This is a genomic window from Pseudomonas sp. R11F (assembly GCF_050312575.1).
GTDB lineage: Bacteria > Pseudomonadota > Gammaproteobacteria > Pseudomonadales > Pseudomonadaceae > Aquipseudomonas > Aquipseudomonas palleroniana.
Window position 1 is genome coordinate 40,463 of sequence record NZ_JBNPJU010000077.1, and the last position, 13,441, is coordinate 53,903.

General features: G+C 59.2%; 18 protein-coding genes. 12 read left to right on the forward strand and 6 right to left on the reverse strand.

Going from position 1 to position 13,441, the window contains the following annotated elements; genetic code table 11:
* Positions 1–91 precede the first annotated feature (91 nt).
* The 3 genes from ACQRBV_RS24490 to ACQRBV_RS24500 all read left to right on the forward strand — a co-directional run bounded on the left by ACQRBV_RS24490 (position 92) and on the right by ACQRBV_RS24500 (position 2,592).
* Positions 92–496, forward strand: coding sequence for a TraR/DksA family transcriptional regulator (locus tag ACQRBV_RS24490; RefSeq protein ID WP_060757168.1), 405 nt, complete (start codon positions 92–94; stop codon positions 494–496).
* 544 nt (positions 497–1,040) lie between these two features.
* Positions 1,041–2,276 carry a methyl-accepting chemotaxis protein gene (locus ACQRBV_RS24495; protein WP_427877930.1) on the forward strand — a complete coding sequence of 412 codons (1,236 nt, stop codon included), beginning with the start codon at positions 1,041–1,043 and terminating at the stop codon, positions 2,274–2,276.
* 112 nt (positions 2,277–2,388) lie between these two features.
* Positions 2,389–2,592 carry a hypothetical protein gene (locus tag ACQRBV_RS24500; protein WP_060757166.1) on the forward strand — a complete coding sequence of 68 codons (204 nt, stop codon included), beginning with the start codon at positions 2,389–2,391 and terminating at the stop codon, positions 2,590–2,592.
* An 8-nt stretch (positions 2,593–2,600) separates the two neighbouring features.
* Here the strand turns inward: ACQRBV_RS24500 and ACQRBV_RS24505 are convergent, their stop codons facing one another.
* Both ACQRBV_RS24505 and ACQRBV_RS24510 read right to left on the reverse strand, forming a co-directional pair.
* Positions 2,601–2,837, reverse strand: coding sequence for a DUF2789 domain-containing protein (locus ACQRBV_RS24505; protein ID WP_060757165.1), 237 nt, complete (start codon positions 2,835–2,837; stop codon positions 2,601–2,603).
* Positions 2,838–2,973: 136 nt separating this feature from the next.
* A complete protein-coding gene (locus ACQRBV_RS24510; RefSeq protein WP_244383731.1) occupies positions 2,974–3,249 on the reverse strand; it encodes a hypothetical protein in 276 nt (91 codons plus the stop codon).
* Positions 3,250–3,658: 409 nt separating this feature from the next.
* Between ACQRBV_RS24510 and ACQRBV_RS24515 the strand changes: the two genes are divergently transcribed.
* Positions 3,659–4,108 (forward strand): hypothetical protein, encoded by a 450-nt coding sequence (locus tag ACQRBV_RS24515; RefSeq protein WP_411985587.1) that lies wholly within the window; start codon positions 3,659–3,661, stop codon positions 4,106–4,108.
* Between the two features lie 128 nt (positions 4,109–4,236).
* Positions 4,237–5,253: an ABC transporter substrate-binding protein gene (locus ACQRBV_RS24520; protein ID WP_411985555.1), complete on the forward strand. Its 1,017-nt coding sequence runs from the start codon at positions 4,237–4,239 to the stop codon at positions 5,251–5,253.
* 79 nt (positions 5,254–5,332) lie between these two features.
* Here the strand turns inward: ACQRBV_RS24520 and ACQRBV_RS24525 are convergent, their stop codons facing one another.
* Together ACQRBV_RS24525 and ACQRBV_RS24530 are read right to left on the reverse strand one after the other, a co-directional pair.
* A complete protein-coding gene (locus ACQRBV_RS24525) occupies positions 5,333–7,459 on the reverse strand; it encodes a TonB-dependent receptor (protein ID WP_411985554.1) in 2,127 nt (708 codons plus the stop codon).
* Positions 7,460–7,552: 93 nt separating this feature from the next.
* Positions 7,553–7,942 carry a DUF2946 domain-containing protein gene (locus ACQRBV_RS24530; RefSeq protein ID WP_060757161.1) on the reverse strand — a complete coding sequence of 130 codons (390 nt, stop codon included), beginning with the start codon at positions 7,940–7,942 and terminating at the stop codon, positions 7,553–7,555.
* Between the two features lie 93 nt (positions 7,943–8,035).
* Here ACQRBV_RS24530 and ACQRBV_RS24535 point away from each other — a divergent pair, with 93 nt between their 5' ends.
* From ACQRBV_RS24535 to ACQRBV_RS24555, 5 genes are all read left to right on the forward strand, one after another.
* A complete protein-coding gene (locus tag ACQRBV_RS24535; RefSeq protein ID WP_060757160.1) occupies positions 8,036–8,473 on the forward strand; it encodes a DUF3995 domain-containing protein in 438 nt (145 codons plus the stop codon).
* Between the two features lie 111 nt (positions 8,474–8,584).
* On the forward strand, positions 8,585–8,914 hold the full coding sequence (locus ACQRBV_RS24540; protein ID WP_060757159.1) for a hypothetical protein: 330 nt from the start codon (positions 8,585–8,587) through the stop codon (positions 8,912–8,914).
* A 107-nt stretch (positions 8,915–9,021) separates the two neighbouring features.
* A complete protein-coding gene (locus tag ACQRBV_RS24545) occupies positions 9,022–9,717 on the forward strand; it encodes a fumarylacetoacetate hydrolase family protein (RefSeq protein ID WP_060757158.1) in 696 nt (231 codons plus the stop codon).
* Between the two features lie 36 nt (positions 9,718–9,753).
* On the forward strand, positions 9,754–10,662 hold the full coding sequence (locus ACQRBV_RS24550; protein ID WP_244383728.1) for a helix-turn-helix transcriptional regulator: 909 nt from the start codon (positions 9,754–9,756) through the stop codon (positions 10,660–10,662).
* A 93-nt stretch (positions 10,663–10,755) separates the two neighbouring features.
* Positions 10,756–11,016 (forward strand): hypothetical protein, encoded by a 261-nt coding sequence (locus ACQRBV_RS24555; protein ID WP_060757156.1) that lies wholly within the window; start codon positions 10,756–10,758, stop codon positions 11,014–11,016.
* A gap of 289 nt (positions 11,017–11,305) precedes the next feature.
* Here the strand turns inward: ACQRBV_RS24555 and ACQRBV_RS24560 are convergent, their stop codons facing one another.
* Positions 11,306–12,250 carry a sensor domain-containing diguanylate cyclase gene (locus ACQRBV_RS24560; protein ID WP_198761911.1) on the reverse strand — a complete coding sequence of 315 codons (945 nt, stop codon included), beginning with the start codon at positions 12,248–12,250 and terminating at the stop codon, positions 11,306–11,308.
* A 245-nt stretch (positions 12,251–12,495) separates the two neighbouring features.
* Between ACQRBV_RS24560 and ACQRBV_RS24565 the strand changes: the two genes are divergently transcribed.
* The gene (locus ACQRBV_RS24565) at positions 12,496–12,744 is read left to right on the forward strand and encodes a DUF1652 domain-containing protein (protein WP_090371558.1); all 249 of its coding nucleotides are present in this window, start codon (positions 12,496–12,498) and stop codon (positions 12,742–12,744) included.
* Here the strand turns inward: ACQRBV_RS24565 and ACQRBV_RS24570 are convergent.
* The gene (locus tag ACQRBV_RS24570) at positions 12,741–12,881 is read right to left on the reverse strand and encodes a hypothetical protein (RefSeq protein ID WP_178126884.1); all 141 of its coding nucleotides are present in this window, start codon (positions 12,879–12,881) and stop codon (positions 12,741–12,743) included. The genes ACQRBV_RS24565 and ACQRBV_RS24570 overlap by 4 nt on opposite strands.
* Before the next feature lie 226 nt (positions 12,882–13,107).
* Here ACQRBV_RS24570 and ACQRBV_RS24575 point away from each other — a divergent pair, with 226 nt between their 5' ends.
* On the forward strand, positions 13,108–13,419 hold the full coding sequence (locus ACQRBV_RS24575; RefSeq protein WP_244383726.1) for a YXWGXW repeat-containing protein: 312 nt from the start codon (positions 13,108–13,110) through the stop codon (positions 13,417–13,419).
* Positions 13,420–13,441: the final 22 nt, after the last annotated feature.

Below are 13,441 nucleotides of genomic sequence, written 5' to 3' on the forward strand. Positions count from 1 at the left end.
TGGAATGGATGGCGCCCTTCCGAGACCTGCAGAGGTCGACCGGAACGCTCCCTTATTCGCCTTAATGCACGTATTTTTTATAGAGAAATCAATGACAAAGGAAAAGTTGCTGGCCATGCCGGCAGATGACTACATGAATGCCGAACAGCACGCTTTTTTCGAGCAGATGCTGCAAGACATGAAAGTGGAACACCACGCGCGCATTGAACAGAACCGCATCGCCATTGAAAGCCTGGACACCCCGGCCGACCCGGCTGACGCCGCTTCCGTTGAAGAAGAGCGCACCTGGCTGGTAAACGCCATCGACCGCGACCAGCGCATGCTGCCGCAACTTGAGCGCGCCCTTGAGCGTATCAAGGAAGATTCCTTCGGCTGGTGTGATGACAGCGGCGAGCCTATCGGCCTCAAGCGCCTGCTGATCAGCCCGACCACCAAGTACTGCATCGAAGCGCAAGAGCGCCACGAGCAGATCGACAAGCACCAGCGTCAAGCTTGATGCGGTGAGCGGGGGGCCGTCCCGTCGGCTCCCCCGAGAAATATCCGTTACACCCTGGTTATTGATCTACTGCAGGTTCTCCCACTAAAGGCCCATGGATAATGGCTCGATAGTGGCGTTTAATGCAGAAACAATAACGACAAGCAGCGGGGTAACGACGATGGCTGGAGACGGATCTCTGATGGGCGCATCAGTGCCGCCGCACACGGTGACGCGCGCGCTCCCCGGCTGGCTGACGCCATTTTTGCAGAGCACTGCCCTGGTGCTGGTACTGCTGGGCCTGGCGTTCGCCGGTTTGCCGATATACCTCTGCCTGCCGCTGGCCTTGCTGGTCATCTGGCTGCCTTCCCTCAAAGCTCGTACACCACGAGTGGCACCGGCCCAGGCCGACGATGCGATAGGCGAGCTGACCCGCGATCTGTCCTATACCACCAGTCATAACGCGCTTTCCGCTGCGGGCGTGGCCTATTCGGTCAAGCAACTGGCGGCGCGGGTGCAGTCGCAGTTGGGGGCCGCCAAGCAGATCGTCAGCAGTGCCGAAGTGATGATCGGTACCGAGCACGTGACCGCCCAACTCAGCCGTCAGGCCCTGGAGGCGGCCAGCCAGGCCCACCAACGCAGCACTGAAGGTCGTGAAGTTCTGGCTGAGTCGATCACCCGCATGCGCCAACTCAGCCAGCGCGCCAATGCCAGCCGCGAGCTGATCGAGGCGTTGAGCCAGCGCAGTGAAGAGATCCAGCGCGTGACCCTGGTGATCCAATCCATCGCCAGTCAGACCAACCTGTTGGCCTTGAATGCGGCGATTGAAGCCGCGCGTGCCGGTGAGCATGGGCGTGGATTTGCCGTGGTGGCCGATGAAGTGCGCGGCCTGGCCGGGCGTACGGCCTCCGCCACTGATGAAGTCGGCGTGATGGTTGCCGATATCCAGCAGCGCACCGCCCAGGTGGTGGAGCAGATTCGTCAGTTGTCGGCGGACCTGCACATCGGCGTCGAGCGGGTGGAGCAGGCCGGCGATCAGTTGGAAAGCATCGCCAGCCTGGCCGCGGGTGTGGAAGGGCAGGTCAATGAAATTGCCCAAGGCACCGATACCAACCAGGCGCAACTCGACAGCCTGTTCCATGCCGTGGAACAGATGCGCAGCGATTTGTCGGAAAGCGATCAGCAAACCCGCCAGTTGGCCGAGGTTGCCGTGCAAATGGAAGGCCAGGCTGAAACGATCAGCGAGCGCCTGGCGCAAGTCGGGCTGGATGACTATCACCAGCGTATCTATGACTTGGCCCGAGAAGGTGCCGCGCGCATTGCCGAACAGTTCGAGGCCGATATCCAGCAGAATCGCATCAGCCTGGAGGACTTGTTCGACCGCAGCTATACCCCGATCCCGAATACCAGCCCGAGCAAGTACCACACGCGTTTTGACGGTTACACCGATCAGGTGCTGCCGGCGATCCAGGAAGCCCTGCTACCACGCCATGAAGGACTGGTGTTTGCCATCGCCTGTACGCCTCAAGGTTACGTGCCGACCCACAACAAGGCGTTTTCCCACGCCCTGACCGGCGATGCCCAGGTCGACGCGGTGCAGAATCGCACCAAGCGCAAGTTTGATGACCGTACGGGGATTCGTTGTGGCAGCCATCAACAAGCCGTGTTGTTGCAAACCTACACGCGTGACACAGGCGAACTGATGCACGATTTGTCGGTGCCGATCATGGTCATGGGCCGGCATTGGGGCGGCTTGCGCCTGGGCTACAAACCCGAAGCCGCGAAGACCCATCGCCAGTGATTGTTGCGGTTTATGCAACGCAGCTATTCCGGGGATAGCTTTTTCCTACTGGCAGAAAACCGTAGCATGCTGAACATTGTTAGCCAGCTAACTAATGCGACGGAGAAGCTCCATGCAAAACAAAGTCGATGTGGCGGTGATGATCGGCAGCGGCGTGCCTGCCACCCTGCGTGAGCTGGGCCAGAAGGCTTGTTGGGTGGTATTGCTCAATGGCGAGCAACGCGGCACGGCGTTCGCCAGCCGCGATGAAGCAGAGGAGTGCAGGGCTGCCTGGCAAGCGTTGATGAACCTGGAAAAGTCAGACAGCCTGCACTGAGGTGTGCGTTATTGCGGTTGATGCAGGCGCTGGTTCAGTTCATCCACCGGGATCGCCCAATCGGCGTCCTCACGCAGTTCTTCCTTGAGAAATTGTGCTTGTTGCGGCGTCCAGAACGGGGCGTCGATCAACTTCACGTCGTCAGGCAGCGGATGGGCGGCGATGAATGCGTCGATGGCTTGCGGCGTCGAGTCCAGGCCCAGTTGTTCGAACAGGGTTTCAAGAGTGGGGATAGGCGCGTCCATGGTGGGGTCTCCATGCAGGATGAGGGTCGTTGTGCATGTGAGGCTTTGGCCCCGGCAGAGTTCTATCGGATTATCCTCAATGGAGCGTGCGCGAATCCAAGGCAGCCCTGAGGGCTGTGTACGCCGTGCCGGTCGGTCATTCCTGCGTCGCAACAATCCCGGCCTGAAAGGCTTGCAGCCCGGCCTCAAGCTGTTTGGCCAACTCACAGGCCTGGATATGGTCGCTGCGAAAGCCTTTGACCCTGCCGCTGGTGACTTCAAGAATATGAAAAAAGTTCTTTCCGGCCGGAACCACCTGATAAAGGACCGAATTCAAGTACCCATCGGGGTTGTGCAGGCAGTAGTATTGGCGCCCATCATGACATGTTGAACGAATGCGCGAAGACGTAGCGTCGTGTTGAGGTCGGTTCATCGTCAGCTCCTGTCGCTCGATCATGTTGACCCATCAGCAGCGTTTCGGGTGGTTTTGTTCGGTGTTGCTGTTTTAGTATTGTCGTCGGCAGTCCACGCCTGGTTCCATGCTCTAGTCTTTTCTTTTGTGTCAGGTGTCAGAAACTGCGTTTTTAATAAGGTTATTCTCTGAAGTTGGTCGACCCGTATTCTCGGGTTGTTGAACCTGTGATCTGCTGTGGTACCGGATGGCCCTTGCACAAGGTCTGTCGCGCCCGACTGTACGAGTCTTATGGCGCCCCAGCGGGGTCTCTTCAGTTTTTTGACGAATGTGTGATCGCGCCGTAACGGCCGTTTTTTTGTGCTGCCCGCTTCAGCGGACAGCGCCTTTTTGATGTGGGGGCGTTTCCTTGGCAGTCAGTAATCTGGATATGCACGCGTTATTCGTGCTGGGTGATTTGCGCGCAAAGTTGGTCAAGCAGTTTCAATCCCGTTTTGTTTATGTCACTGAACAGACGCCGGAAGGTATTTATATCGCCGAGATCGATACCGAAACGGCAATGGTCGTGGACGATAAACCACGCCTGGAACTCAAGGTCGGCGACCATTTTCGCGCAGCCGTATTGCCCAGCCGTGAAGGTGGCAAGTTCGAACTCAAGTTTCGCGATATCAAGTTGACGGTGTACGGCTTGGGCGATTATGCGTTTGTCTCCTCGCCCGAAGGCCAGGGCATCCTGTTCAAGGAAGGCCACAGCGTGATGCTGGTGTTTGCCGCCAATGAGCAATTGCAGGAAGGCCTGACCAAAACCCTCAAGGCCGTGACCGGCAAGGCCGCCAAGTGGCGCAAGGGTGAACTGGTGGCCTTCAAGGCCAGTGAGTAACCCTGAACACGCTGTGTATCTTGCTCTTTTGGAACCTCTACTACAGTTGAGTTGACTTAACTATTCAGAGGCTTCGCGCATTGGCAGCAAAGCCGCCCGCTATGGCTGCGAAAATGCGAGGTGAAGGCATGAAAGGATTGAAATCGCTGTTGGCAGCGTCCCTGACGACCTTGAGTCTGTCGCTGGCCTCGGTGCCGGTATCCGCCGCTCAGGCACCGGTGCATTTTGCCGACCTGAATTGGGAAAGCGGCAGCCTGATCACCGAGGTGCTGCGTTTTATCGTCGAGAAGGGCTACGACCTGCCCACCGATACCTTGCCCGGTACCACCATCACCCTGGAAACCGCCCTGGCGAAAAACGATATCCAGGTGATCGGCGAAGAGTGGGCCGGCCGCAGTCCCGTATGGATCAAGGCTGAGGCTGAAGGCAAGGTGCTGGGCCTGGGCGATACGGTCAGGGGCGCCACGGAAGGTTGGTGGGTGCCGGAATACGTGATCAAGGGCGATCCCGCCAAAGGTCTCAAGCCCCTGGCGCCGGACCTCAAGACCGTGCAGGACCTGGCGCGCTACAAAGAGGTGTTCAAGGACCCTGAGTCACCCGGCAAAGGGCGCTTTCTCAACAGCCCGATCGGCTGGACCTCGGAAGTGGTCAACGCACAAAAGCTCAAGGCGTATGGCCTGGACGATAGCTATGTGAATTTTCGCAGCGGTTCGGGGGCTGCACTGGACGCCGAGATCGCCTCGTCGATTCGTCGCGGCAAGCCGGTGCTGTTCTACTACTGGTCGCCAACGCCCTTGATGGGGCGTTACAAGCTGATCCAGCTGGAGGAACCGGCGTTTGATGCCGAGGCCTGGAAGACCCTGACCGACGCGGACAACCCCAACCCACGGCCAACGCGTTCGTTGGCGTCCAAGTTGAGCATTGGCGTGTCGACGCCGTTCCAGAAAGAACATCCGCAGATCGCGGAGTTTTTTACCAAGGTGCAGTTCCCCATCGACCCGCTGAACAAAACCTTGGCGACCATGAGCGAAAACCACACGCCACCCCGGGAAGCGGCCCAGGCGTTTCTCAAGGCGCATCCCGAAGTGTGGAAGGCGTGGTTGACGGATGATGTGGCGAGCAAAGTCGAGGCAAGCCTGAAATAACGACACGCGCTGCAGCCAAGTGGCGAACCAGATGTGGGAGGGGCAAGCCCCCTCCCACATGTTTGATTAAATTGCAGGTTCAGAACCGGGTTTGCACTGCCAGCTCGAACGTGCGTGGCGCCCCCAGGTAATACGCCGGCGATACATGGGCAAACTCGGCATATACCTCATTGGTCAGGTTGCGCACCCGGCCGGTCACCGAGGTATGGGCGTCCACTTTGTAGCGCAGGAATGTGCCGAACAATGTATAGGCCGGCACCGTGAGGGTATTGGCGTTATCCGCATACACCTCGGCGACGTACCGCGCATCCACACCGCCTTGCCAAGCCTCGGTAAAATCATAGGTCAGCCACAGGTTACCGACGCGCTTGGGCACGTTGGTCGGCGTGTTGCCCTTGCGTGATACCACCGCACCGCTGGCAAGTTTCTCATTGAAGTCATCGTACTCGGCATCCACCCAGGCAAAGTTGCCTTCCGCCAACAGTCGGGGTGTGATCCGCAGTGAGCTGGCCAGTTCGATGCCTTTGGACGATTGCGCCCCCACCGGAATGCTGTTGTTCGGATCCAGCGGGTCGGTGACGGCGAAATCCTTGCGCTCGATCCTGTAGGCGGCAACGGTGGCCGAGCCGCGACCGTCCAGGTAGTCGAACTTGCTGCCGACCTCCCACTGCCGGCCGGTGGACACATCGAAGACTTGGGTGGTGGTCGATGGTTGCTCGGCCGCCGTGCTGTATTGCACATACACATTAGCCGACGGGATGAACTGGTAAGTCAGGCCGACGCGGCCGGTCACCGGTTCCCAGCGGCGCTTGAAGTGACGCGGGTTGGTGGCCGTTATCTGGCGGTGGTTGGTCACGTCGAGGTCGATGGCGTCGTAGCGCAGGCCCGTCAGCAACGAGAGTTTATCGGTGAGGCCCAGGCGGTTTTCCGCGAACAGTGCCTGGGTCGTCACTGCATTGGTCTTGTCCGGCACGAACCCTGGCCGGGTACCCGGGATGTCGTAAAAGTGCCCAGGGTCGTAGTGGTTCGGGTCGACCGTGCTTTTACCCGGTACGTTCAGCGGGTGGTTGGTGGTGCTGTTGACCTTGTATTCAAAACCGCCCGACCAGGTGGTCGAAAGCCCCCACAACGTATTGTCATGACGCAGTTCGAACTGGTTGCCGTTCTGCTCACCCTGGTGGCGCACCTGATACGCGGTCGAGCGATTCACGGCGCTGTTGTCGGCGTTGTATTGGTAAGTTTCCAGGTTTCGATAGTCGCGCTGGCTGTCCAGATGATAGAGGGTGTTTTTCAGCGTGGTGTTGTCGTTGATCCGGTAGTCGATGATCGAGCGCGCCCAGATCGTGCGCTGCTCGTATCGGCCATCGGCGACGTTGTAATTGTTGAAGCGGTTGTGCCGGTCGATCTTCAATTCGCCGGCCTTGGGGTTGAGCACCGGCGTGCCCCAGTAGGGGCTGTCCTCATGCTCATCCTGGTATTCCAGCGCCAGGGTGTGCGACAGGTTGGGCGTCAAGTCGCTGAGCACGGAAAACGCCAGGCTCCAGGCATCGCGCTGGTCGCGGTCGATGTAGCTGTGGTTGGTATTACGGCTGACGTCCAGGCGTGCGTAATGCTGCACCTCGGCGCCGGGTTCGGTCAGGGCGTGGTTGAGGCCCAAGGCCATACCGGCGGTGTCGTAACTGCCGTAGGTGAGCTGGCCTTCAGCCGCCTGTTCTTCGCGGGTTGCCAGTTTGGTCACATAGTTCAACGAGCCGCCCACGGAGCCGGCACCGTTGATTAAGGAGGAGGGCCCGCCGACGAGTTCGACCCGGTCATAGATCCAGGCATCCACTGGCCGCGCCAGGCCGGTGGCGACGTTGATACCGTTGAACATCTGGGTGATCTGGCTGCTCGTAAAGCCCCGATAGGACACAAACCCACCAAACCCCGGCGGTGCGCTGGCGTTGACGCCGGGCAGGGTATTAGCCGCATCGCGGAAGGTCTTGGCGCCATGGCGCTCGATATCATTGCGATTGGCGATGGCCACCGACGCCGGGGTTTCTCGCACACTCAGGCCAAGGCGCGACGCCATGCCGCTGGGCTGATCCAGCGCCAGGCCAGGCTCGGTGCTTTGTTCACCATCAATGGTGGTGGGGGCCAGTTCAAGTGCCCAGCCACAGACAGGCAGGCAGCCGAACAGGCCCGCCAACAGGGGTAAATGTTTCATGGTTGAATCCTGAAAAACTCAGCTTGAAAACAACGCACAGCCGCCCGTAAACCCGAGGGGAACGGTGAGCGGTGCAGATCGGAAAGCGAAGGATCAGGCGACAGCGGGAGGCGCGCGCGGGTGGGCCGTGGGCCAGGTGAAGCGGGCAGGAACGTCAGCGGCAAACACGACCGCCGCAGGCGGCGCGTGCGGTTGTGGCAACACGGCCACATTCAAATGGGTGTTGAGCGCAGGGCCCATGCCGCCGGTGGAGCACAGCGGGCAACCGAACGCCTTGGACAGCGTCGGCAGGTTCTCGTCAGTGGACCGGGTTGGGGTGGGGGCCTGAGTGCGCGGGTCTACCGTACAGAACTGACCACCGATACCGTTGAGCTGCATCCCCAGCATCTGCCCATGGCCAATACTGCAGGCGAACACATTGAACAGGACGCAGCAGTAGAGCATCCAGGCAATGAGCGAGCGGTCGGTACGGGCAAGTTTCATGGGGCGGCACTTTACCATCAGCCGCCGACGAAATGCCTACAAAAAATCCTAGGGCGACTATCCTGAATCGCACATTTTTGGAGAGAGCCAGCCATGAGCTTTTTCATCGCGCGATGGATCGTTGGCGTATTTACCTGCATCAGCATGGTGCATTTGTACTGGGCCGCCGGTGGCAAACTCGGCATGCTCGCTGCCATTCCTCAACTGCCGGGCGAATTCGCCAGCGGGCCGAGGCCGGCGTTCAAACCCTCGGCGCTGGCCACGTTCCTGGTCGCGATGGGGCTGGTGGCGATTGCGCTGCTCGTGTGCTTGCGGGCCGGGCTGTACTTTTCGCCGGTGTCCCATGGGGCGTTGCAGTGGGGCATCAGCGCGATCGCCGTGGTCATGTTTGCCAGGGCGATTGGGGACTCGGAACTGGTGGGTTTTTTCAAGAAGGTGGGCGGGTCGAGGTTTGCACGGTTGGATACGTATGTTTATTCGCCGTTGTGTCTGGTGTTGGGGGTGGGGTTGTTGGTGGTGGCGTGGGGGTGATTGATCGAGACGAAAGTAAATGCCGACGCAATAAGGCAATTTAATGGCCCCTTTGTAACAAAATTCTCGCCAGAATCGCTTTTATTTTCAGGTGGTTAGGTGGGGAAGCGAATGCGCACTGTTGGAATCATGCTGATTGCCTGCTCCCTGGCGGGGGGGGCGGCTGCCGTGCAGGCAAGGGAACTGCGCGAGGGTGACAAGTACATGTGCAGTTGGGGCGCCGGTACGGCGGCCAGGGCTCAGGAGCTCAAGTTGGCGGGTGTGTCTTTGTATGCGGCGCGCCAGAAGATCCAGACCATCAAGTTCAGCAAGTCGTGGATGCGCATGATGGCTATGGGCATCACCGAGCAGACCTATGACAGCCGTTCCCGGCTCAAGCCTGAGGTGATTCGCCAGAGCTTCTATCAGGACTGCTTGCGCTACAAGGTGGCGCGCAAGTAGCCCCTGGGCGCTTTGCACCGGGCAGTGCAAAATCTGCGTAAGCCTGTCCAACTTTCCCCGGAGGCCGCTCGCCATACTGGTGTCAGGTAAACCAGGAGGCACAGGCCATGACCGATTACGTATTCCCCCCCGCGCAAACCCCATCCCTGGCCATACAGGGCAGCGATGCGCGTTTCCCCCTGCGTCGCGTGTTCTGCGTTGGTCGCAATTACAGCGAACACGCCCGGGAAATGGGGCATGACCCGGATCGCGAGCCGCCGTTCTTTTTCATGAAACCTGCGGATGCGGTGGTGCCGGCCGAAGGTGTGATCGCCTATCCGCCGCTGACCACCGACCTGCACCATGAAGTGGAATTGGTGGTGGCCATCGGCAAGGGCGGGGTGGATATCAGCCCTGATGAAGCTTTTTCCCACATCTGGGGCTATGGCGTGGGGATCGACCTGACGCGCCGCGATCTGCAAGCCCAGGCGAAAAAGCTCTCACGCCCGTGGGAATGGGCCAAAGCCTTCGATGAGTCGGCGCCCAGCACGGCGTTGCAGCCGGTGAGCGCGGTAGGGCACCCGTCCACCGGCAAGATCTGGCTGAAGGTCAATGGCGAACAACGCCAGGTCGGCGACCTGGCTGACCAGATCTGGTCGGTCAGCGAAGTGATCAGCCACGCCTCCCGATCCGTCGCGCTCAAGGCCGGTGACCTGATCTTCACCGGCACGCCCGCCGGTGTCGGCGCGTTGCAACCGGGCGATACCGTGACGGCCGGCATCGACGGCGTTGGCGAGTTGAGGTTCACCCTCGGCAACGGTTGAGGCTAAAGTGGTGCCCTGGCCACCCGAGACAGCGCTATGCCCGGCACCCGCGTCACCACCTACGGCATGGAACAACGCAGCGACCGCCCCGACTTCTATATCCGCGACAAACGCGGACGGGCGGCGCTGACCAGCCCCCATCGGCACGAATACTTCCAGATCCAGATCAACCTCGGTGGCGACACCGTGCAGCATATCGGTGGGGCGGTGCGACCGTTTCCGCGTAAAGCCCTGGCGTTCATCCTGCCCCATCGCCTGCATGTGATTCCCCATCCTGAGGATGGCGAGTTCATCCTGATCAACTTCAGCCAGGCGTTTTTCCTGCCGCAACTGAGTTGTGATCCGCTGGACCTGGAGGACATTCCTATCGGCCAGGCACCAGAGCTATCGCCGTTTCGCTTTCAGGAGCAACTGGACTTTATCCTCGATGATGCCGCGTTCGAAGAAGTCAAAACCTGGCTGGCCCATATGCGCGCCCTCGACACTCACCGCACTTTTGGTGCCCGCGAGAGGCTCAAGGGCTACCTGTTTCAACTGATTGGCCTGGTCTGTGAGCAGTACGCCGAGCCGCTGCAAGCGTTTGCCGCCAACAACGCTATCCGGCGCGGGCGTAAGGACGCCTTGGCGCGGGTGCAAGGCTATATCCGCGCGCATATCCACGAACCCAGTCTCAACCTTACCGATACGGCCGCCGCCGCATTTCTATCGCCCAACTACCTGACGCACCTGCTGCGCAAGGAAACCGGGAAACCCTTCTCCCAGTGGGTGCTGGACCGCCGCATGCAACTGGCGCGCACGTTGTTGCTGAACAGCACCCAACTGATCGGGGTGATAGCGCAACGTTGCGGGTTTACCGACGAGGCCTACTTCTCCCGCTGCTTCCGCAAGGCCCAGGGCATGACGCCCGGGCAGTTTCGCCGTAAGCAGCTGACAGAAATGTTGTAGTCACACGGTTTTTACAAATCCACGACAATGAGTAGGTTTCAATGTGCATACAATTCGACGCTTCTAGTCACTCCAGCAGGACGCTTGCGAGACATGAATCAACCAGAACCCCCATCCTCAAGCGGCTTTCGCTCTTTTGCGATCGGGGTTGTGTGCGTGGCGGTGCTGTTGGGCACTTATTTCATGCGCCTCAACGCTGAGGTTGACCGAGAGCGGGAGCAGGTTGCAGAGCGTCTGGCTTTCTGCCAACACCTTGAAAGTGTGACCCGTGTGGCGGCGTCCACGAACCTGGAATCCCCAGAAGCCTGCAAGCAACTCAAAAAACGTTATGCCGAAAGTGTTGCGCCGTTATAACCAATAACCCCAATTACAGAGTGGAAATAAGCGGGCGAAGTGTGCACGCTTAATCAGCGCTTATTGCACCAAAAAGTGGCACTTATGGCGTTGGCTACCTTAAAAAATGTGTGGATATTGAATGACTTACGGCGCTTTTAATCCGACGAAAGGATTAAAATAATCTTGTTGCAGGTTTTAACAACCGTTACTATAGCCGGGCGTTCACCTCCCACGGTTTATGCATTTTTAAATCCCAAGTTTCCATCAGCTACTTGGGATTTTTTTTGCCCGAAATTTGCTCTCGGCGTCAAACTTCTATGTCGGCAAACTCTGCTCGCATCCGGCCATTGTGCTTGGCTTGATAGAGCAACTTATCGACGGATTCGACAAACCCCAACACGTTGCTGTCGGGTGTCACGATGTGGGTGCCCACGCCCAGGCTCAATGTCAGCAGGTTCGACACCGGCGAGAACCCGTGCTCGATCTGTTGTTGGCAAATCAAATGCAGACAACGCTGGGCAACCTGCCGAGCCGATGCGGCATCAGTTTCCGGCAACAGCCAGACAAACTCCTCGCCGCCGATACGGGCAATGAAATCCCGGGGGCGGTTGGCAGCCTGGGACAGGGTGCGCGCCACCTGGCGCAGGCACTCGTCGCCCTTGATATGGCCGTAGTGGTCGTTGTACTGCTTGAAGAAATCAATATCGAGGATGAGCAACGACAGCGGCAACCGGCTGCGCAGCGCACTGGCCCATTCCCGTTCCAGCACGGTGTCGAACATGCGGCGGTTGGCGATGCCGGTGAGGCCGTCCTGGAACGAGTACTCCTCCAGTTGTTTTTGCAGGCGGATCAGGTGTTCCTCGGTCTTTTTGCGTTCGCTGATATCGAACATGAAGCCGATCAACGCCTCCACTTCACCGTCCTTGCGCACGACGTGCACCACATCGCGAATCCACACGTAATCGCCATTCACCGTGAGCGCGCGGTAATCGGCCTCGTGGTCGACCCCGGCACGCGATTGCGACACACAGAAATTCACCACGTATTCACGGTCGTCCGGGTGCATGCGTTCAACCCAGTCATCCACGCTGACCCAGCTTTGCGGCGTCCAGCCCAATAACGTCTCGATCTGCGGGCCGATATAGCTGAAGGTCATGGTCTGCCAATCAATGCGCCAAGGGATAGCCTTGGTCGACTCCAGCAGGGTCTTGTAGACGTCGCTGTCGGGCAGGCGTGGAGCATCGATGTTCATGGGCGGCGGCTCGCATGATGGCTAAAAGCCAACAGCGTCTTGTGAGCGAAGCCCTGAGTCAAGCCTTCGCGAAAGCCGCAGACGAGAGGTCGTGTGCTGGGTTTCTGGCGCCAGCACACCAGTATTTGTTGGGCATAGTGAGGCACAGCTAACACTTTTGAGTTAATTGTTCGGTAGCAGGCAAAAGCTTATCTACGCTGTTTACATCACACATTCAGGGATGCATCCACGGACGGGGCTTTATCATGATTCCGATCGTCGAATTCAACCGCATCATGGCCGCCGGGTTCCTGCCGCTGGCGTGTGATTGCAGCCTCAACAGCGACGGTTCGCTGCGCATTCGTGTGTTCGAGCCGGAGTCTGGCCGTGTCGAGCTGCTGTTGACTCGGGTCTCGCCCCAAGGTCTGGACAGCATCCGTTCCATCTCAAACCTGATTGGCGAGTTGCGCACCGAGATCAAGGCCGGGCGCCGTGGCTTTGCGGTGATGGGTTAGCTGTTGACGGTACTGGTGGTGGGAGTGGCGGCGCCGTAGTAGCGCCAGCAGCAATGCCGGTGTTCCGGCAGGATCACGCAACCGCTGAGGCTCACGATCAACAGGGCGGCGACCAGCATATATAGGCGACGGGACATGATGTTTCCTCTTGGTGTGTTCTGCGTCACTCCTTGAACGCAACCACCGACACAAATCCGTCGCAATGCTTGCAAACTTTTCATCAAGCCCTGTGATTCCCTGGGCAATACTTTCTCTGGGCCACCGTGTGGAAAAAAACCTGTTTTTTCTGCGACGGATTTTCCTGCGCCTGGCGTTCAACCCATCAGCAGCGTGCACTTTCGCTCGCCGTATGAAGGAGTTGCCATGAACTCACTGACCAAACTGCGTTGTGCCGTGCTGGCTCCGCTGGCTTTCGCCGCGTTTGTCAGCACCCCGGTTTTCGCCGAGACCGAAGTGATTATCCGCCAGGCACCACCGGCAGAACGTGTCGAAGTGATCCCCGCCGAGCGCCCGGGATACGCCTGGGATCGCGGCCACTGGCGTTGGGAACACGGTGCCTACGCCTGGGTGCCTGGCCACTGGCAACCGGTGATGCGCAATGCCCGGTGGGAGCCAGGCCATTGGGAATCGCGTGGGCCGAACTGGTACTGGCGCGAAGGGCATTGGATTCGCTGAAACCTAACTCCCCGGACCGAGT